19 protein-coding genes and 1 pseudogene are annotated in these 19,446 nt (G+C 66.7%); 18 read left to right on the forward strand and 2 right to left on the reverse strand.

What is annotated here, in order from left to right; translation table 11 throughout:
* Positions 1 to 284: 284 nt before the first annotated feature.
* The 10 genes from MQH10_RS26730 to MQH10_RS06865 all read left to right on the forward strand — a co-directional run bounded on the left by MQH10_RS26730 (position 285) and on the right by MQH10_RS06865 (position 12,703).
* Positions 285 to 1,988, forward strand: coding sequence for an AAA family ATPase (locus MQH10_RS26730; protein ID WP_242563315.1), 1,704 nt, complete (start codon positions 285 to 287; stop codon positions 1,986 to 1,988).
* Entirely contained in the window at positions 1,985 to 2,563 is a 579-nt protein-coding gene (locus tag MQH10_RS06825) for a 4Fe-4S cluster-binding domain-containing protein (RefSeq protein WP_242563316.1), read from the forward strand. Before MQH10_RS26730 ends, MQH10_RS06825 begins: the two co-directional genes overlap by 4 nt.
* Before the next feature lie 64 nt (positions 2,564 to 2,627).
* Positions 2,628 to 5,366 carry a protein kinase domain-containing protein gene (locus MQH10_RS06830; RefSeq protein WP_242563317.1) on the forward strand — a complete coding sequence of 913 codons (2,739 nt, stop codon included), beginning with the start codon at positions 2,628 to 2,630 and terminating at the stop codon, positions 5,364 to 5,366.
* Entirely contained in the window at positions 5,363 to 8,833 is a 3,471-nt protein-coding gene (locus MQH10_RS06835) for an AAA domain-containing protein (RefSeq protein ID WP_242563318.1), read from the forward strand. The genes MQH10_RS06830 and MQH10_RS06835 overlap by 4 nt, the downstream gene beginning before the upstream one ends.
* The gene (locus tag MQH10_RS06840; RefSeq protein ID WP_242563319.1) at positions 8,830 to 10,176 is read left to right on the forward strand and encodes a hypothetical protein; all 1,347 of its coding nucleotides are present in this window, start codon (positions 8,830 to 8,832) and stop codon (positions 10,174 to 10,176) included. Before MQH10_RS06835 ends, MQH10_RS06840 begins: the two co-directional genes overlap by 4 nt.
* Before the next feature lie 97 nt (positions 10,177 to 10,273).
* Positions 10,274 to 11,278: a hypothetical protein gene (locus MQH10_RS06845; RefSeq protein ID WP_242563320.1), complete on the forward strand. Its 1,005-nt coding sequence runs from the start codon at positions 10,274 to 10,276 to the stop codon at positions 11,276 to 11,278.
* Positions 11,279 to 11,370: 92 nt separating this feature from the next.
* Positions 11,371 to 11,829: a hypothetical protein gene (locus MQH10_RS06850; protein WP_242563321.1), complete on the forward strand. Its 459-nt coding sequence runs from the start codon at positions 11,371 to 11,373 to the stop codon at positions 11,827 to 11,829.
* Positions 11,826 to 12,137, forward strand: a complete 312-nt coding sequence (locus MQH10_RS06855; protein WP_242563322.1) for a hypothetical protein — start codon at positions 11,826 to 11,828, stop codon at positions 12,135 to 12,137. The genes MQH10_RS06850 and MQH10_RS06855 overlap by 4 nt, the downstream gene beginning before the upstream one ends.
* Positions 12,138 to 12,153: 16 nt before the next feature.
* Positions 12,154 to 12,351, forward strand: a complete 198-nt coding sequence (locus MQH10_RS06860; protein WP_242563323.1) for a hypothetical protein — start codon at positions 12,154 to 12,156, stop codon at positions 12,349 to 12,351.
* 13 nt (positions 12,352 to 12,364) lie between these two features.
* Entirely contained in the window at positions 12,365 to 12,703 is a 339-nt protein-coding gene (locus MQH10_RS06865; RefSeq protein ID WP_242563335.1) for a hypothetical protein, read from the forward strand.
* Between the two features lie 157 nt (positions 12,704 to 12,860).
* On the opposite strand, the pseudogene MQH10_RS06870 reads toward MQH10_RS06865, so the two are convergent.
* A pseudogene (locus MQH10_RS06870) lies at positions 12,861 to 13,412 on the reverse strand (SOS response-associated peptidase family protein); the annotation flags it as partial.
* A 171-nt stretch (positions 13,413 to 13,583) separates the two neighbouring features.
* On the opposite strand from MQH10_RS06870, the gene MQH10_RS06875 reads away from it, so the two are divergent.
* From MQH10_RS06875 to MQH10_RS06885, 3 genes are all read left to right on the forward strand, one after another.
* Positions 13,584 to 13,811, forward strand: coding sequence for a hypothetical protein (locus tag MQH10_RS06875; protein ID WP_242563324.1), 228 nt, complete (start codon positions 13,584 to 13,586; stop codon positions 13,809 to 13,811).
* Between the two features lie 155 nt (positions 13,812 to 13,966).
* Entirely contained in the window at positions 13,967 to 14,938 is a 972-nt protein-coding gene (locus tag MQH10_RS06880) for a S1/P1 nuclease (protein WP_242563325.1), read from the forward strand.
* Positions 14,935 to 15,777 carry a phosphatase PAP2 family protein gene (locus MQH10_RS06885; RefSeq protein WP_242563326.1) on the forward strand — a complete coding sequence of 281 codons (843 nt, stop codon included), beginning with the start codon at positions 14,935 to 14,937 and terminating at the stop codon, positions 15,775 to 15,777. The genes MQH10_RS06880 and MQH10_RS06885 overlap by 4 nt, the downstream gene beginning before the upstream one ends.
* A gap of 10 nt (positions 15,778 to 15,787) precedes the next feature.
* Here the strand turns inward: MQH10_RS06885 and MQH10_RS06890 are convergent, their stop codons facing one another.
* The gene (locus tag MQH10_RS06890; protein WP_242563327.1) at positions 15,788 to 15,964 is read right to left on the reverse strand and encodes a hypothetical protein; all 177 of its coding nucleotides are present in this window, start codon (positions 15,962 to 15,964) and stop codon (positions 15,788 to 15,790) included.
* Positions 15,965 to 16,119: 155 nt separating this feature from the next.
* On the opposite strand from MQH10_RS06890, the gene MQH10_RS06895 reads away from it, so the two are divergent.
* The 5 genes from MQH10_RS06895 to MQH10_RS06915 form a co-directional block, all read left to right on the forward strand.
* Positions 16,120 to 16,353, forward strand: a complete 234-nt coding sequence (locus tag MQH10_RS06895) for a hypothetical protein (RefSeq protein WP_242563328.1) — start codon at positions 16,120 to 16,122, stop codon at positions 16,351 to 16,353.
* Positions 16,354 to 16,472: 119 nt separating this feature from the next.
* Entirely contained in the window at positions 16,473 to 17,558 is a 1,086-nt protein-coding gene (gene dinB / locus MQH10_RS06900) for a DNA polymerase IV (RefSeq protein WP_242563329.1), read from the forward strand.
* A 205-nt stretch (positions 17,559 to 17,763) separates the two neighbouring features.
* Positions 17,764 to 17,907 (forward strand): hypothetical protein, encoded by a 144-nt coding sequence (locus MQH10_RS06905; protein WP_242563330.1) that lies wholly within the window; start codon positions 17,764 to 17,766, stop codon positions 17,905 to 17,907.
* A gap of 2 nt (positions 17,908 to 17,909) precedes the next feature.
* On the forward strand, positions 17,910 to 18,608 hold the full coding sequence (locus tag MQH10_RS06910; RefSeq protein ID WP_336605051.1) for a helix-turn-helix domain-containing protein: 699 nt from the start codon (positions 17,910 to 17,912) through the stop codon (positions 18,606 to 18,608).
* Between the two features lie 49 nt (positions 18,609 to 18,657).
* Positions 18,658 to 19,446, forward strand: a 789-nt coding sequence (locus tag MQH10_RS06915; protein WP_242563332.1) for a TIGR02391 family protein, incomplete at its 3' end; no start/stop codon positions are given.

Below are 19,446 nucleotides of genomic sequence, written 5' to 3' on the forward strand. Positions count from 1 at the left end.
GCAGGCGGCGGGGATGCGAAGAACCAGCCATCCCCCGAGGCGATCGAATTTAGGGAGAGGCTGATGTCGGCCACCGTATTTCCCCAATGAGTTGCGAAGGGCTGGAGCCCTCGACACCCACACGCTAAGGTCGCTTCGCTGGGGGGCACAAGTCTTTGCAAAGCATGAGTTTCCAATCGAAGCCCAGGTGGCTTCGCGATCTTGAGCGCTTCCTGCCGCTCAAGAGCCAGTTCATGCTCACCGGCAACATCCGCGACCTGCAGGCCCGGTCTGTCGGCGATCTTGTGACCACCGCGGCGCTCGACAGCGTCATCGCCGCGAGCCTGGCGGACGCCGGCTATAGCGACGTGTTGGCATATGACCCGGTTTCGGGCTTTCGGCTGCTGGATCGTCCGGATGGGGCGCCGGGCGACGCCGATCGGGTGTTCGCCGCCCTTGGACTGACGGCGAGTAACGGGGTCGCGCCGGCTGGCATCGATCTGTTCGGCGCTACGTTGGAGCGCCTGGTGAGGTCGGACGGTCCGCCGCTGGCCCTGATCGCGGACTTTGCTTCCCGCCTGATCGTGCGCAGCGACGCCCTGTCGCCTGCGGAACACCAGGTGTTCACACGCGCCCTGGTGCTCAGCCAGGCCGCCCGGGCCCGCCCCGTTGGGCCAAACCGCGCCCCGTTGTTCAACACCGTGATCTGGATCGTCGACAAGGAGGGCGATCTTCCGGATTGGCTGACCATTGACAACCCGCGTCTGCGCCACATCCCGGTCTCGCCGCCTGACCGTGGCGTGCGGCGCGCGTTGGCGCCTCACCTGGTGCGCACCCTGCCTGGCGCGAAGACCGCGGCGGCGGACGTACTGCGCGACGCCGAAGATGTCCTCGTCGACGACACCGAGGGCCTGCTGCTGATGGACCTCAACGCCATCACGCAGTTGGCTCGCGCCGAGGCGGTCGAGGTGGGCGAGATCGGCGATGCCGTGCGCCGCTACAAGGTCGGCGTGACCGAGGACGCCTGGAAGCAGATCGAGCGCGAGAAGATCCGCGACGGCGCCACCTTCATTTCCCGGCGGGTGATCGGCCAGGCCCACGCGGTCACCCATATGCTCGACATCGTCAAACGGGCTGCGACCGGCGTCTCCGGCGCCAAGCGTGGCGGGCGCCCGCGCGGTGTGGCGTTCCTGGCCGGCCCGACGGGGGTCGGCAAGACCGAGCTGGCCAAGACGATCACCGAACTGCTGTTTGGCGACGAGAGCGCCTACATCCGTTTCGACATGAGCGAGTTCAGCGCCGAGCAGGCCGACCAGCGGCTGATCGGCGCGCCGCCCGGCTATGTGGGCTATGACGTCGGCGGCGAGCTCACCAACGCCATCCGGGAGAAGCCTTTCAGCGTCGTGCTGTTCGACGAGATCGAAAAGGCGCACCCGCGGATCCTCGACAAGTTCCTGCAGATCCTCGACGACGGTGTTCTCACCTCAGGGCGCGGCGACAGGGTTTATTTCTCGGAAGCCCTCATCGTCTTCACCTCGAACCTCGGCATCTATGCCAGCGACGCGTCCGGCACGAGGGTGGCCAACGTGACCCCAGACCAGCCGTTCGCCGAGGTCCAGGCGCGGGTCCGCGGCGAGATCGAGTCCCATTTCAAACTGGTGCTCAACCGCCCTGAAATCCTCAATCGGATCGGCGAAAATATTATCGTCTTCGACTTCATCCGCCCCGAGGTGGCTGAACAGATTTTCGAGGCCATGCTTGCCGCGATCCTGCGCGATGCAGCCGACGCCGGCTACCAGTTGACCCTGGCGCCGATCGCCCAGTCGACGCTCCGGGATCTCTGCGTCTCGGACCTCGCCAATGGCGGGCGCGGTATTCGCAACAAGCTGGAGGCCCACCTGATCAATCCGCTGGCCCGAGCGCTCTTCGAGACGGAAGGGGAGGGGCGGTTTGTAATCGAGGCCCTGGAAGCCGGCGTCACCACAAGCCTCGTCATGAGGCCGGCATGACGGCTTTGAACCTCTCGCGGCTGCACTTTCCCGTCACCACCCTCGGCCCGGGTCGCCGGATCGGCGTGTGGGTCCAGGGCTGTTCCATCCGGTGTCCGGGCTGCATATCGGCCGACACATGGCCGTCGGACCGAGGCGGTTCCACGGTGGAGGAAGTACTTCAAGCCATCGACGCGTGGGCGGACGACGCCGACGGCCTCACGGTCTCGGGCGGCGAACCGTTCGAGCAACTTGAAGCCTTGGAGGCCTTGCTGTGCGGTTGGCGACGGCGGAGCGCCGGCGATGTGCTGGTCTTCACTGGATATGCCTTTGCGGCGGTGGCGGAGTGGATCGACGCGCGGCCTGGTTTGATCGACGCCGTAATCGCCGGCCCCTATCGGCGCGACGTCTCCCAAACCTTGGCGCTGCGGGGGAGTGACAACCAAACGCTCCATATCCTGACCGAAGCCGGTCGTCGGTTCGAAACCTACGAGCGGCCTGTAGGCGCGGGTGACCTCAAGCTTGACGTGATGTTCGATGCCGATGGCGGCGCTTGGTTTGCGGGCATCCCCGCGCGGGCGATTTCCAGCGCCTAAGGACCGCACTTAAGGCGCAAGGCCATCGAGTGATCCTCTCAGACAAGGTCGGAGCAGACGCACCATGATGATGCGGTTCTGCCCCAACTGCGAAACCGAACGGTCGATCACCGAACTGGTGTGTGAAGGCGAGTTCGAAGGTGGACCTTGCCAGTGGGACCTGGCCGGTTTGCCTCTGCGCGCCGAGGGTTGGCGGCCGCCAGCCGCCGTGACCGCCGCGGCGGATGCGAGCGGCGCGCCCACTTGCGCCAATGGCCACACCGTAGACCCGGGCGACCTGATGTGCCCGGTCTGTGGCGTCGACCTGGATGCGACCGATGTCGAGGGCCCGGGGGCCCAGGCGGAGGCCACCGAGATCGCCGGTTGGCGGCTGGAGCGCACCTTGCCGGCCACGGGCGAGGCGGAGGCCCGGTATCTGGCGACGAAGGATGGCCAAGGCGCGATCCTTACCCTTTACGCCTTGGGGCGTGAGCCGGACGCGGAGGTCTATGACGTCCTTCGCAGCCTGCCCCGCGACCACGTCCCTGAGGTCCTGGAAACGGGTCGCTGGGAGCACCGCGCCTATGAAGTCAGCGAAGACCTGAAGGGCGGCACCCTGGCCGACCTTGGTCTGCTACCCAACGACATGGAGACCTTCGCCAAGGTCCTGGAGGAAGTCGGCGGCGCGCTCGGAGCGTTCGGGGAGTGCGGCCTGCGCCATCGCGACCTCAGGCCGGGCGCCATACTCGTCCGAGCCCGCGAACCCCTCGATCTGGTGGTCACCGGCTTTGGGTCCGCGCGACTGTCGGAGTTCGATCTCGATATCGTCTCGCCCTTGGAAACCACCCGCTACACGGCGCCGGAGGCTCTCGCCGGTGGCGTCGCCGCGGCGAGCGACTGGTGGAGCCTCGGCATGGTGCTGCTTGAACAGGTGACCCGCGGGGCCTGCTTCGAAGGTGTCAACGACCAGGCGTTCCTGATCCATATCCTCACCAACGGGGCGCCGATCCCAGAAGACATCGACCCCGGTCTTGGCTTGCTATTGCGAGGCCTGTTGGCCCGCGATCGGCGTGAGCGCTGGGGGTGGGACGAAGTCCAGCGGTGGCTGGCTGGCGACCCGCCTGCCGCGCCAGCCTCCGCTCGTGGACCGAAGGATCTCCAAAGCTCGCAGACTCTTCGGCTGGGCGCACGAGCCTACGGCGCAGCGACAGCCTTCGCCTTGGCGGCGGCCGAGGCGGCGAATTGGGACGAGGCCCGCGGCCTGCTGCTCAGCGGCGCCGTCGCCACCTGGTGCGAGGACGCAGGCTTCGGCGCGCCGCTCCAGCGGGACCTCACCCAATTGAGTCAAATGACGGACGTGTCGGAAGATATCCGGCTGGCCCTTGCCCTGAAGGCGCTCAACCCCGCCATGCCGTTGGCTTGCCGTGGCGAGATCATCACGCCCGGCTGGTTGCTCGACCACCCGGAAGCCGGCTACGCGCTGATCAGCGGCCCGGCTCCGGACTTGCTCAAGCGCAAGGACGCCGAGCCTTGGCTCTGGCGGTTGAAGGCCCGGTCGGAGCAGATCCGCGATCGTGCGCGACAACTTGAAGTCCAGTTGAGCGAGCCCGAATTGCAGGTGCACCTGCTCTCCACGTCCAAGGCGCGCCTGGCGGCCGTCTGGGCGGAGCGTCGTCGCCTCCTGCCGGACACCGATCATCCAGGTCTCATCGCCTTGCTCGAGCGGCGGCTGGCGAGCGAGGACGACTACATCCTGCTGCTCAGCGCCGATGTCGGACAGTTCCGGACCGCTGACGTGCTCCTCGACGAGGCCGAAGAGATCGCGCGCCGAGCGGGTATCGACAGTTTCGAACGCGACGAGGCGGCGGCCTGGCTGCAGTCGCCGCGGCGGGACATTCACAGCGAGATCGAGGCGCGGCTGCAGGGCTTCGCCCGCTGCGAGTTGGAGCGCGTGGATGAATGGGCCGACCAATTCCGATTGGAACGCCGGCTTTCGATCGGCCGATCCCTAGCTTTGCTCGCGGTCCCGCGAGATCGGTGGCGAGAACCTGCCAAGCAGGCCTATGTGGCGACTTTGCTGGACTTCTATTCGAAGCGCATCACTGGGGCCGTCATGCGCGGGCCCCTCACGCGCATGCTCATCGGCAAAACGACCGCCCGGCTGGACCTGACCGAACTGGGCGCCGCGCGACGTCCGGCTTCGGGCCTGCTCGACCATATCCTCCTGCGCAACGACCAGGTCATCGATCTCGACCCTCAAGTGCTGACGGACGATCCGCGGGTCGAGCGGCGGCTCAGGACGCTCTATGGCCATGCCACGCTCTACCGGCGGGATACCGGTATTGATGGGCTGTATCTCGGCTTCCCTTTCCTGGTCCTCCAGGAGGCCAAGGCGTCCGTGAAGCCACGGATCGCACCGATCCTGCTTTGGCCTGTCAAACTGAAGCCGGAAGTCGGTGCGCGCGGACGCGTGAGTCTGGGTTTTGACAGCGCGCGGGAAGAAGTGCGGCTCAACCCGGCCTTCGAGACCCTTTTGGGGCCCGACGCCGCCGCCCGCTGGCGCGATGCGGCGAACGAGATGCTCGGGCGCGCGACGCTCAACGCGGCGCAGGTGATGGACGCTTTCGCCGACCTGGTCGCCGAGACGTCCGGTAGCCAGCTCGTCGCCCTGCCCAACAAGGACGTGAAGGCGCAGGTCGGCCATGACCAAATCGCCTGCGCCGCGGCGCTTTTCCATCTGGCCTATCTGGGCCAGGCGGTGATGGAAGACCTGCGCCAACTGCGCGGAATCCCGCCGGCGGCTCGAGCCTGGAGACGGCGTTGAAGGCTGGTGCGCTGGTGGAGCGACCGCAGACCCAGCGCCCGAAAGAGCTCGATCGGTTCTTCACGGCCGCCAGCGATCCATCACAAGAGATGGCCGTCCTCGAGGCCCGGGACGCCCGCGGCCTGTTGATCGAGGGCCCTCCGGGCACCGGCAAGAGCCAAACCATCGTCAACATGGTCTCCGACGCCATCGGACGTCGCAAAAGCCTCCTGATCGTTTGCCAGAAGCAGGCCGCCCTGGAGGTGGTGCACAAACGACTTGAGGCCGAGGGGCTCGGCGATCGCATCGTCATGATCAATGACGTCAATAAGGATCGCAAGCCGGTGATCCAGGCGATCCGCGATCAGCTCGAAGCCTTGTTCTCCCGGCCGGCGGGATCATCCCTGTGGCTGCAGCAGCGTCAACAGACCGCGGCGCGGATCGAAGCGCTCGAAGCCGATCTCGACCAGCACCATGCAGCGCTGCATGCCGACGATTGGGCGAGCGGCTTGAGCTACCGACTGATCCTCAGCGATCTGATCGGGCTCTCCGAGGGATCTCGAGCGCCGGTCGATGCGCCCGGCTTGAGGGCGCTGCTGGGCCCGCTCGACGCTGGCCAAGTGGCGACCGTCCAAGAGGTGATTGGCCCGCTTGCCCGTCTTTGGCTGCCTGCGGCGTTCGAGGATAGCGAGCTTGAGGCCCTAAAGCCCTTCAGCCCGGACGCCGGCTCTTTGGGGGCGTTCAACGCCGATTGGGCCGCCTTCCAACTGGCCGAGCGAGGGCGTCAGGCCACCCTCGAGGCGACCCTTCAGGCGTTTCAGATCGAAGACCCGGGACCCTGGCGGGCCTGGGAGGCGCAATATGCACAACGCCTACTGGATTTGGACGATGGCGCACGCGAGCGCCTGGCGCGATGGCTGGACCTCCTGGGCCGGTCCACTGATCTGACCGTCATCCAAGACGACCTCGCCGCGATCATTGCGGGCCTGGCTGACCTTGCGCCGCGCGCGGACCTCAGCCCGGCCGCCGAAGTTGCGATCGGCATGACCTCCGACGACCTGGCGAAATGGGCCGGGACCGCCGACGCCCTAGCCCTGCCGCCGAGCTTCCTTCAACGCCTGTCGCCCGCCCGCTGGCTTATGGCGCGCCGTCTGAAGATCCTGCTGACCGGCAAGGCGGTCACCGCGCCCGACCTCCGTCAGGCGCTGCACGACGAGCTCGCCCTGCGCCCTTGGCGCCAACGCGCCGCAAGCGCCCTCCAGGCCTTGGGCGAACGCGGTTTGGACCTTGATACCGTGCCGACGCAGAGCCTCCTGGCGGCGATGAGGACGTTGCGCTCGGAGTTGGAGGAGGCTGAAAGTCTTCGCAGAGATCTGGCGGAACATCCCGACGCCGTCGCGGCCATCGAGACGGCCCGTTTGGCGCGGCGCGACGCTGTCGAGACGCTGATCCAGCGGCATGAGCAGGGCTATCTTCGGCACGAGGCGCGCGGTTTGAGCCGCGCGGCTTTGTTGGCGCTCGAACCATGGTTTGCGGATAGCTGGCGGGATCTGAGGCGACAGGCGATCGATGAGGACCTCGCCAGTGGCGAAATCCTGTCGGGACTCGACGCAGCGATGCCGACCTTGGCGGCCTACCAACGGTTTCGGCCGAGGGCGGTCCAGTTGGATGGGCCGACCATCGCCATCCTGAAGGCTCTGCGAGCTGTGGCGCAGGCCCTGATGCAGGTTCCGGAACCGGAGCTCGAAACCGAGGTGCGACGGACGCTGGGACGCGAGTCGCGCCTGGCCTGGAAAGGCCGGTTGGAAGCTGGCACGCCGATCCTGCATTTCGAGGCGTCTGAACTCGAGGCCAAGGCTCGCGCCCTCGCACAAGCCGATGTCGAGATGCGCCGGCTTAACCGCAGACTCCTGGTGGATGGCCTGGACGCCACACGCCTGCGGCCCGCTCGGGAGTGGGAGGACATCACCCGCCTTTCGGGTCAGAGGGCGAGGCGGTTGCGGGAATTCCTCGACCGGGGCGCAGACCTCGGCTTGATGAGCTTGCGGCCGATCTGGCTGATGAATCCCGATGTCGCGAGCCGGGTGCTGCCGCTGAAGAAGGCGCTGTTCGACACCGTCATCTACGACGAGGCGTCGCAGATGCCGATCGAGTATGCGCTGCCGAGCCTCTTTCGAAGCCGCTCGATGATCGTCAGCGGCGACGAGAAGCAGATGCCGCCCACCAACTTCTTCTCCAGCAAGGTTGAAAACGACGAGGCCGAGCTGTTCGAGGGGGACGCGGCGGAAGAGGGCGCGGGCGAAGACGACCGTGACGCCAACGCTGAAACTTGGAACCGGCGTGAGATCAAGGATTGCCCGGACCTCCTGCAGCTCGCCAAGACTGTCCTGCCGTCCACAACGCTCCAGATCCACTATCGCTCGGCCTATCGCGAGCTGATTCAGTTCTCAAACGCCGCCTTTTACAATGGCCGGCTTAGTGTGCCGGCCCGGCACCCAGACGCAGAGATCCGTCGCATTCAACCGATCGAGCTCGTTCGGGTCGATGGTGTCTATTTGGATCAGACCAACGAGGCCGAGGCCCGCAAAGTGGTCGACCTCGTGGCTGAGGCCTGGCGCGTCGCGCCAGCGGACCGGAAGACCCTCGGCGTGGTGACCTTCAATCGCCGCCAGGCCGACCTCATCGAGGAGGTGCTCGAAGGACGTGCAGAGCGCGATCCTGTGTTCCGCGCCGCGCTGGCGCAGGAACGCGATCGGGTCGAGCACGGCGAAGACATGGGCTTCTTCGTCAAGAACGTCGAGAACGTGCAGGGCGATGAACGCGACATCATCGTGTTTTCCTCCACCTTCGGCCGCAACGACCAGGGCACGTTTCGGCGCGCCTTTGGCGTGTTGGGCCAAAGCGGCGGCGAGCGCCGTCTGAACGTGGCTGTCACGCGGGCCCGGGAGAAGGTGATCCTCGTCACCTCCATGCCGATCGCGGAAATTTCGGACATGCTCACCACCCGGCGCGCGGCCGCCAGTCCGCGGGACTTCCTACAGGCCTACTTCGAGTATGCGCGGGCGGTTTCGGCGGGCGAGCTCGACAACGCCCGCGGCCTGATGGCGCGGCTCAATCCGGACCGGCGTGGCGACGCGCGAGGCCTGGAAATCGACCAGGATGGATTCCAGGAGGCGGTGGCCGCCTATGTGAAATCCCTAGGTTGGGAGGTGCAGCCGGCGACCGATGCTGGAGCCTTCTCCCTCGATTTCGCCATCGAGGACCCGCGCACGGGACTTTACGGCCTGGGCATTGAGTGTGACGCACCGCGGCACGCCCTGCTCGCAGAGGCTCGAGCCCGGGAAATGTGGCGTCCTGCAGTCCTTCAACGGTCCATCCCTGTGGTCCATCGCGTGTCTAGCCACGGTTGGTTCCACCGCCCCGAGGTGGAGAAGACACGCCTAAGATCGGCGATCGCCAAGGCTCTCAAGACAGGAATAGCGGCATGAGTGGCCCCAAGGTGGTGCGGATCGTGACCCGTGAGGAACTCGTCACCCTTTGTGAAGGCCACCTCGCGCGTGTCGGCGCCGCGGTGGCGGAGTGGGTTCGGGTGGGGCGGCGAAACGACTGCATATCGGAAGCCGATGTCGCGCAGGCGGAGGCGCGATTGGCGCGGCTGCGCATCTTGCTGACCGACGATCGGTTCATGGACCTGCAGAAGCAGGCGCCTCGGGAGATCGCTTTCCTGCACCAGGATCTGCAGGACCGGTTGACCAAAGTGGCCGAGGCCGCCGCGACGGCCCGGTCGGTCCAGCGCCGTCAGGCTGACGCGGCCGGCGCGCTGTTGCGTGCCCTCCAGAGACGAGGGACCGATCTTCCGCCCGACCTGGAAGCGGCGCTGGCGAAGGTCGCAGCGGGTCAAGCCGACCCCGACACCATGGCTAAGGGGTTCGCCCTTCTAAGTGCGGACAGCAGTTCCGACCGGCAGGCGCGGCACGCGCTCGCGCAGAGCCTGAAGGATGGTGCCGCCCTCCAAACCCTTGCTGGGTGGATCTCCGAGCAGCCAGGCGCATCCGCCGATCCACTCTACGCCCGCCTTGAAACGCGCCTTGCCGAACTGGCGCTAATCGCCGAGTCCAAGGTCATCAAAACCTTCGAGGCTCGCTTGCAGGCTGCGCGGTCGGCCGAGGAGGAGTCCCGCCGCAATCTGCTCCTCGACAGCCTCGAGCTCGACCTTGCCGCGGAATTGGTCGGCGCTCGCAAGGATGCTGCGGCGCGGGAAGATTTCCAGATGGTCTTGGCGGAACTGGCCCTGGCGGACCCCGTCGCCCATCAGGACCTGACAAAGCGCTGGGAAATCCGCGACGGAAACGTCGTCGACCTTGTCGCGGAAGCCACCAGGGTGCTGTGCCTTCGCCGAGACGCCCAGGCGGCTGCCGCCCGGCGCGCAGCGGTCCTCCAGGGCCTTGCCGGCCTCGGTTATGAAGTCGGGGCGGACCTTGCTACGGCCTGGGTGGAGCACGGGCGGGTCGTGCTGCGTAAAGTCGCACAACCCGACTATGGCGTTGAGGTTTCCGGTGACCCATCCGTGGCCAGAATGCAGATGCGCGTCGTGGCGTTTGGCGAGGCCGGGGCTGGACCCAACCTGGCGCGCGACAGCGATGCTGAGACACTCTGGTGCGGTGATGTCGCCGTCCTCCAGCAGGGGCTGGCTGAACTAGGCGGAGGCCTCGTCATCGAGCGCGCCCAGCCGGTTGGCGCCACCCCGCTGAAGCGCGTCGCACTTCCGGCGACCGCACTCAGTCAGGACGCTCGCGAGGGGCCGATCACCCAAACTCGAACCGTATCATAGCATTTCGCGTCAAAAGGGTCTCGACAGGAAGGGCCCGCTAAGGAAGCAATGGGCTGTGCGGCCGGGGGGCCGTAGGTCAGACCAGTGAGGAGGGCGCATGGTCACCTATCGGCAAGCCGGGCGCGGCATGGTTCGTACTCTTCGTGCGATAGATCGCGAAGCCAAGCGGGCGCAACGCCAGCGCGTCGCCTACGAAAGGGCGGCCCAAAGGCAGGCTCTTCTCGAAGCTTCGGCGGATGCTGCGCAGCAGTATGAGGCATTGATCGCGGCCCTGATCGGCGCGCATCGGATCGCCTTCCGTCGTCGGGACTGGCTGACGCTCGCGACCGAGCCCGTGCCGCCTATCCCTCAACCCAGTACGGAGAAAGAAGACGCTGCGCGGCTGGTCGAGACGGCGTATCGGCCGGGCTGGTTCGCCCGGACGTTTGGGCTAGAAGCGGGCCAGCGCTCGAAGCTCGCTGCAGCCGTCCTGGCTGGCCGCGCCGCCGACGAGGTCGATTTGGAGAACCGTATCCAAGCCGCCGATGCCCGGCGATCCGAAATCGAATTCGCCCAAAGTGTAGTGGCGCAAGACCACGCCGCGACCGCCGAGGCCTTAGATCGCTACAGTGAGTTGGGAGGTCTGCCGTTCTCACTCGAAGAGGTCGATGTCGTCTTCACAGAAGACAAGCGCTTGATCGCCATGGTCGACGGCCTCGACCTGGAGGACATGCCCGAACAATCCGTAACACTCCTCCAGTCTGGCAAAGCCTCGATCAAGGCTCTTGCGCGCACCCGGATTCTCGAGCTGCATCGCGACACGATCTGCGCGGGCTCCATGCGTGTGGCTCTGGAGTGCCTCCAAACGCTGCCGCTCGATGCGGTCGAGGTGGTGATGCACACGGACATCCTCGATCCGGCCACTGGGCATATCCAAAGCGAGCCGGTCCTATATCTGCGGGTCGCCGCCCAAGCCCTCGAAACGCTCAACCTTGTGCGCTCGGAAGCGTCTCCGTTGGTGGAGCGGTTGGGCGGACATTTTGATTGGAACAAGCGGGACGGATTCCGCGCCATCAATCTGGCGGCGTTCAATGTGCCGACGGATACCGTGATCGAAGCCTAAGATCGTCGTGCGGCCGCGCCCACAACCGAGGGTGAATTGACTCCACCGTTCCCACGGAGAAGAACATAAGGGGAACATAGTGGGAGTTGAATATGGTCGCGCGAACCTATTTCGGCATCGGGCCCGCGGAGACGGCGGTCGGGAAGTTCAACGATCTGCGCCCTCATGTCGTGGAGATGCTGAGCCTGAGATCGGAGTGCGAGCCGATGGGGTCGGACTACATGGCGATGAGCATCGCCCTGGACGGCCTGGACACGGCGGCGTTCCACTTCACGCGGCGACGGGATTTCTATCATCAGGTCGAGGCGCCGCCCTACCAGGTGGGGAACGGGCGCCTGCGTGACCGTGAGGCGGCGAAGGACGCCTTCCTGGCGCTGACGCCCTACGCCAATGCGCTGCGTCAGATGCAGTTCGGCTGCCGCCCCTTCGGCCGGGACTACATGGCGCTCGATGTCGCCAAGCAGAGCCTGGACACCACGGTCTATCACTTCACCGGCGACGCCCATTTCTTCGGGGCGAAATCCGACTCCTCCGGCCCGCTACGGCCATGACCCCGAAGTGGCAAGCCGCGTCGGCCCACGAGGCCACCGTGGGCGACTATCCCCGATATCCGGGCGCGCGGGTGCTGCTGTCCTGTGTGCTCTGTGGATGGTGCACGGGCTATAGTCCGGAACGGATCATCGACCGCCTGCAACAGCTGAAGGTGGGCGGGCACACGACCCTGGTTCGCCAGATCGCGCCGCGCGTGGGCTGGAACTGCCCTGGCTGCGGGCGTGTGAAATGGCGCACGGACTTCGCCTGGCCGCCGGGGATGGACGACTCCGAGATCAAACGGCTCGCCAACCGGTATCGGAACTGAGGCCGCCCCGGTGACGATGTTCCAGAACCTCCACCGGATGATGTCGGGCGCCGCGACCCTGAAGCTCGCCTGTGACGGATGTGGGCACGAGGCGACCTGGACCACGCGTCAGGCCATCGATCGTCTGGGCGGCGACGCCACGCCGGCGGACATTCGCCGGCGGTTGGTCTGTAGCGATTGCGGCCAGCCCGGCCGCGTGCGCGTGTGGATCTAGCCAGGTGACGACGATGACCGCGCCCCAGCCCCCTTCGACCTTGAAGCGCCCGGCCGCGAAGCTGCTCAGCCGGTTTCGCCTGGATGACCTGCACGACGACACCATCCGCGTCTTCCTGGCGAAGGGCTTCTCGCTCGCCATCTGCTGCCGCGAGTGTCCGCGGCTGATCGAGTGGACGCCGGCCGATCTCGAACAGCGGTTTGGAGCAAGGCTCGATCTGCGCATCGCCGATCTCGCGCCACGACTGGCCTGCACCGGGGAGGGTGGCTGCGGATCGCACGACATCGCGGTCTTCCCGCACGGCTACGATGGAAATTGGAGCTGGTCGCCGCCTGATCATGGCGATGACTAGACGGGCAGGGCCTCGTCCTGGCGCACGCCGCGCGCCACGACCTGCAGCGATCCGTCGGGCAGCGGCCGCTGCATCGATTGCACCTCGGCCCAGGCGCGTCGCTCAGCCAAAGGTCCCATTCGGCCGGCTCGGTGAGGATCACCGGCATGGCCTTGGAATGATAGGTCGCGACCTCGGCGTTCGCGTCGGTGGTCAGGAAGCCGTAGAGTTCGCAGCTCACCTCGCCTTCCTTGATCTTGCGCACGCAGGTCCAGGGCGTCCAGACGCCCGCGAAGAAGGCCAGAGGTCGATCCTCGTCCAGGGCGAACCAGACCGGTTGAAGCGAGCCGCCGACCTGGTCGGGCTCGCTGAACGAGGTGAAGGGCACCAGGCAGCGTGACTGAGGGCCCAACCAGGGTTGCCAGTGCCGGCTGGCGGTGTTGCGGATGTTGGTCGTGCCCTTGTCAGGCTCCATTCGCAGCATCTCGTTGAAGTCGACGTCCTTGCCCTTGGCCCGCAGCTTGTCGGCGCGCTTGGTCGCCGCATCGAGCAAGGCCTTCTTCGACGACGGCATGCCCCAACGCATATCCAACATCTCCCGGCCACCGTCGGCGGCGCGCCGCACCACAGGCGCCGCATAGTCCGGATAGACCCCCGACATCGGTGGCTGGTTGTTGTTGAGGTCCATGAGGGCCTTGACCATGCGCGCCACCTCGGCGCGGCCCCGCATCAACGAATAGAGATTGCACAAGGCGAGCGGCCTCCTGGAAACTCCCGGAACAGCATCAGAGCGCCATCGTGCTGACGACTCTGCTCAGGCTGCAATTGGGTAATTGATACAACGGAGGATCGGCGAACAGCCGGGCCTTCGATGATCGAAGGCCATCGCTAGGTTGGACGCATGATCGACTTCTTAAACCGCCGCCGCCGGCGCGCCTCGAGCCTGTCCTGGAGCGACACCCGATCGGCGCCAGCCGTGGTCAAGGTCCTCGCCGGCGTCTGTGTGGTCCTGGCCCTGATCTGCGTGGCGCTGGCCCTGGCCTATCGGGAGGCGAAGCGCGAGGTCGGCTGCTACGCCGAAGCCGCCGAGCTCGGCCTGACGCCGCCGCGCGACTGCCGGGCCCGCTGATCTCCATGGGATCGCGATCGACGACGCCATCGCGCGCCGTAGGGCGCCGGGTGCGTCCTGCTGACCTTGGCGAAATGTTCGCATACCGCTGTCATTCGAATGCTGCGCCAGGGTTGTAATGAGTTAACTCTCGCGTATCGGGGGAGGGGTGGCGCATGGCACGCAAGACGCTTGCTGGGGCTGGAGCGACCGCGGTCCTGTTGCTGGCGGCGGGCCAGGCCCGGGCCTGGGGCGACGATGGGCACAAGATGGTGGCCTGGATCGCCTACGGGCTTCTGACCCCCGGCGCCCGATCGAAGGTCGACGCCATGCTGGCCGCCGACACCGACACACATTTGACCGCGATGGATTTCGGATCCCGGGCCACCTGGGCGGACAAGTACCGGGACGAGGCCAACCGGACCCTGCACTACGATCAGACCCAGCGCTGGCACTTCGTGGACCTGGACATTCATACCCCCGATCTCTCCAAAGCCTGCTTCAGCTTCCCGGCCACGCCGGCCGGCACGGCGGCGAGCGAGGGTCCCAAGCGCGACTGCGTGCTCGACAAGATCGAGGACTTCCAGGCCGAGCTGGCCAGCCCGAAGACCTCGGATCCAGAGCGCCTGATGGCGCTCAAGTTCCTGATACACCTGGTGGGCGACGTTCATCAGCCGCTGCACGCCTCGGAGGACGGCGACAATTCCGGCGGCAATTGCGAGCAGGTCCTGATGGTCGCCAACGGGCGTCGCATGGCCCTGCACCACTACTGGGACACCGAGACCGTCGACGCCCTGGTGCGGGCCGATCCAGTCACCACGGGGCCCGACCGGTCTGCGAGCCATCCCAGCGACGCCGCGCTGCGGACGGTGGCCGACGCCTGGCGCCTGGCCCTGACGCCGGCGGCGGTCGCCAGCTATCAGAGCAGCGACCCGAAAGCCTGGGCGTCGGCGTCGTACAAGGTCGCCACCACGGTCGGTTATCACCTGCCGGCGCACGCCGCCTGTGGGTTCGGCGACGATCCGAAGGACTATCCGGCCTTCCTGCTGCCGACGACCTACCAGGACGCCGCGCGGAAGGCTTCGCGGCGCCAGATCGAGCGGGCAGGGGCCCGTCTGGCCGGCCTGATCAATGGAGCCCTCACATGACGCTCTTCCGCATTGCGGCCCTGGGCTGCGCCCTGGCGCTGGCCGCCGCGTCGGCCGGCCAGGCGGCCCCGACCGGGGGCTTCCTCGACGATCAGGACCTGAAGATCCAGACCTGGCTTCCCGTGACGCCGGCGGCGGACGGTCCGGTCGAGGTGGCGGACCTCGCGGTCTATCTCGGGACCCGCAATCGGGTCGCCGGACCCCGGGGCGACGAAGCCCACCTCGACGACGTCTACGCCCCGGAAGAAGTTGCGCCGCTGTTCAAGGGCGCCCTGGGCGTCGAGCTCAAGGTGAGCGATCCGGACGCCAAGTTCATCCTGGACACGATCCACCTGGCCCAGCTGGATCTCGAGGCCCTGGTCAAGCCGGTGAAGTTGAAGGTGCAGCCCGACGGGACCGGCGGCCGGGTCAGGCCCTATGTGCGTTATCCGAACCTGCCCGCCTGCCAGCACGACGTCGACGACACCACCTGGCATCTCAACACCAGCGGCTCCTATCCCTCGACCCATGCCGCGCTGGGCATGCTGTGGGCCCTGATGATGTCCCAGCTCGCGCCGGATCGAACGGACGCGCTGGCGGCCAAGGGCTATGCGTTCGGGGAGAGCCGGCTGGTCTGCGGCTTCCACTATTCGTCCGACCTGGCCGCCGGGCGGCTGGCGGCCAGCGTGCTGTTCGCCAAGCTCGAGACCAACAAGGCGTTCACCGACCGGATGACCGTGGCGAAGGTCAAGCTCGACGCCCTGCGCGGAATCGCACCGGCCAAGCCCAGCCCGCTGGTCGCCAAGCTGATGAAGCTCGACGCTCAGCGGGTCCTGAAGCCCCTGTCGCCGGTGGAGTAGGGCGTGGCCCTCATTGCAGGATCACCCCGGGGCCTGCGCGGCGGTTGAGCATGTCCGCGAGCTCGATCGCCTCCTGATGGGTGAGGCCCGCCTGGAGCAGGGTCGAGAGCGCGACGGGCTCGCCAGTCCATTGGTCGAACACGGTCCAGCCCTTGGCGTCCTGGCGGATCGCATAGCGTTCAAGCATCGGAAGCCCTGGAGGCGGATCAGCAAGCCGTGGCGAGTGGCGCATCATGGCGGATCGCCCGGGCGTGCGCACCTGCGGGCGCATTGGCGTCTTCGGGCTTGCCGGGCCGCCGCAGGTTTGCGATGCGCCGCAGACCATCAGTTCGGGATCGAGCCATGATCAGCCGCGGCGAAGCCGTCACCAACGCTCGCAGGATGTTGCGCGGGTTCGCCGGCGCGCCGGACGCGCGGCGACATGCCCAGAAGTTGTTCTCCGAACTCACCCATGCCGACGGCTGGTCGGCGGCCGAACAGGCCGCCATTACCGAACTGGGCCTATGGCTTCAGGCTCGCCCGAACCTGGCGGAGCTGAAACCCCACTGCGAACGCGTGTTGGCCAGGTTCGGCTGACCACGGCTCGCGCGAAGGCTGATGGGCGGGCCCGTTCGGGCCTCGGCGCGGTCCGCCTCTGTCGCGCGTCCGGCTCGAAAGTTCCGCTTCTGTTCCAGGTCTGCTAGCTTCGACTCGTCATGACCGTGTCCGCCGCCCGCAAGATCATCCACGTGGATATGGACGCCTTTTATGCGTCGGTGGAGCAGCGTGACGATCCCGCCTTGAGGGGCCGGCCGGTAGCGGTCGGCTATGCGGCCAAGCGGGGTGTGGTGGCGGCCGCGAGCTATGAAGCCCGGGTGTTTGGGGTGCGTTCGGCCATGCCGTCCACCACCGCGATGCGCAAGTGCCCCGAGCTGGTGTTCGTGCCGCCGCGGTTCGAAATCTACAAGGCCGTGTCCCGTCAGATCCATGTGATCTTCGCCGACTACACCGCCCTGATCGAACCCTTGTCGCTGGACGAAGCCTATCTGGATGTGACGGGGAACCTGCGGGGCCTGCCCAGCGCCTCGGCCACGGCCGAGGAGATTCGCGCGCGGATCCTGGCCGAGACCGGGCTGACGGCCTCGGCGGGCATCTCCTACAACAAGTTCCTCGCCAAGCTGGCCTCCGACCAGCGCAAGCCGAACGGCCAGTTCGTGGTCGCGCCGGGGCGCGGAGAGGCCTTCGTCGAGACCCTGCCGGTGGGGCGCTTCCACGGGGTGGGACCGGTCACCGAAGCGAAGATGAAGCGCCTGGGCATCCATACCGGAGGCGATCTGCGGGGCCGCTCACTGCAAGAGTTGCAACAGAATTTCCGCAAGTCAGGGTCATGGTACTTCGCCATCGCCCGGGGGGAGGACGACCGGCCGGTCAATCCCAACCGCGAGCGGAAGTCGTCGGGATCGGAAACCACCTTCGACGACGATCTCACCGATCCGGAGGCTATCGAGGCCGGGGTCCTAGCCATGGCGGATGACGTCTGGGCCTGGTGCGAGAAGACCGGCGCTCGGGCGCGCACCGTCACCGTGAAGATCAAATGGGCGGACTTCCAGCAATCCACCCGAAGTCGGTCCTTGTCGTCCGTCATCGACAACCGTGAGACGCTGCACGCCGCGAGTCTGGCGCTGGTCCGCTCGGTCTATCCCCTACCCAAGGGCATCCGCCTGCTGGGCGTGACCTTGTCGAACTTCCTGGATGTCGAGGCCGGGGCCGATCCGTCCGTGGCGGAGTTCGCCCTGGCCTAGGCGAAGGCGGTCGGGTCCGGATTTGGTTCACAAGCCGCCGCTCATGAACTAAGTTGGGAATTCAAACGAACCATAGGTTTGTGGGTTAGGGCCCCGATAAAGCACAATAAATCCCCCGGGAATGGCGCCGCATCTGGCTCAACTGCCTCTAGATATAGAATTGCGATAGGGGCTTAAAAAGCGCAACGGCAATTAGGAGGTCGCCATGGCGCGAGGGATTGAATTGGTGCGGGAGCTGCAGAAGCTGGGGGATCTGCCGATCGCCTACCTGGCGGTGTTCCTGGGATTTGGCGCCTTGGCCCTGGCGGCCTTCGCGATCCATGCGGTGACGAAGGCGCGACCCAAGTGAAGATGGTGCGGCTGGATTGGGTACGGCTTCCCACCCGATGGATCGAGACGGGGGGGCTTCGGGAGTTCCGTTGGGGGACCAGCGGCGGCGCGGGCATCGCCGCCCTGTTGACCCTGATCGTGATCGCCCAGCATGCCGACCAGACGACCGGGTCGGCGCACCTCACCTATGACCGGCTGTGCCTCGCGACCGGCTTGAGCCGGCCGACGCTCGCGGCGGCGCTGACCCGTCTGCGATCACTAGATCTCGTCGAGCCCGCGCCGGCCCTGGGGCAGAGCGGCTATCATCTGGTGGGGTTCGATCCGAACGGCGGCTGGGGCAAGCTTCCCGCGCGTCGGCTCTATGTCGGTGACACCGTCCCGGCGTTCGCGGAGTTCAAGCTGCGCAACGTCAACGAGCTCAACGCCCTGAAGATCTACCTGCTGTTCGTGGCGCGGCGGGACCGCGAGACCAATTTCATCAACCTGTCCTACGACGGCATCGAGGCCTATTCGGGGATCGATCGGGCCAGGATCAAGGCGGCGCTCAATGTCCTGGCCGTGTTGAACTTGGTCCATGTCGACCGAGTGAGGAGCTCGACCCACGAGGCTGGCGTGGCGAACGCCTATCGGATCGTCCACATCAACCCCTACCAGCATATGGGCACGCTCGGACGGACGCTCGAGGGCGAGGATTTCGCGGAACGCGCCGACGTGTTCTGACGGCGCCGGCCGGCTGGAGGGGAGGGCGCGAACCGGCTAGTCTTGCGCCATGCCGACCCTGCCGGAGCTCGTTCCCGACGTCGATGTGCTCCTGGCCCTGCCGCCGGAGGAGCTCGCGCAATCGGTGCTGGTCGCCGCCCAGGCGTCCATGCAGAACGGCCTGTTCTCCGCCCTGGGGGTGACCGGCCCTGAAGCGCTCTACGGACGCGGCATGCCTGGGCCGGCCGTCTATCCCCAGCTGCGGGAACATCAGATCACCGAGGCCCTGGGCGAAGCCTGGCTCTGGCTCGAACTCAACATGCTCATCATGCCCGCGCCGGCGCCGAATGGCGCGAACGGGTTCAAGGTGTTCACCCGGCGCGGGCGCGGGGTTGTCGGCGATCCAGCGCGTTTCGCCGCCTATCGGAGCGCAGCCGCCTTTCCCAAGTCGCTGCTGCACGGCGCGATCGCCGAGGCGGTCTGGCTGGATCTCGCGCGCGGCGATTACCCGACGGCGGTCTTTCGGGCGTTCCGCACCGTGGAGGAGGCCGTCCGCGTCGCAGGCGGGTTCGCGGCCGAGGACGTCGGCGTCGATCTGGTCCGACGCGCCTTCAACCCGCAGAACGGTCCGCTGCGGCGGGCCGACGATCCGGCGGCGGAGCGCGAGGCGCTGGCCAGTCTGTTCGCGGGCGCGATCGGGTCGTACAAGAACCCGCATTCCCACCGCACCGTGGTGATCGGCGAGGCCCAGGAGGCCCAGGAGATGGTCCTCCTCGCCTCGCATCTGCTGAGGATCGTCACGCGCGTCGACCGGCCTGAACCCGGGTTCACGTCTAGGCTGGGCGGGAACCAGGCCAGG

This window comes from Phenylobacterium aquaticum, assembly GCF_022695515.1.
In the GTDB taxonomy this organism is placed as follows: domain Bacteria; phylum Pseudomonadota; class Alphaproteobacteria; order Caulobacterales; family Caulobacteraceae; genus Phenylobacterium; species Phenylobacterium aquaticum.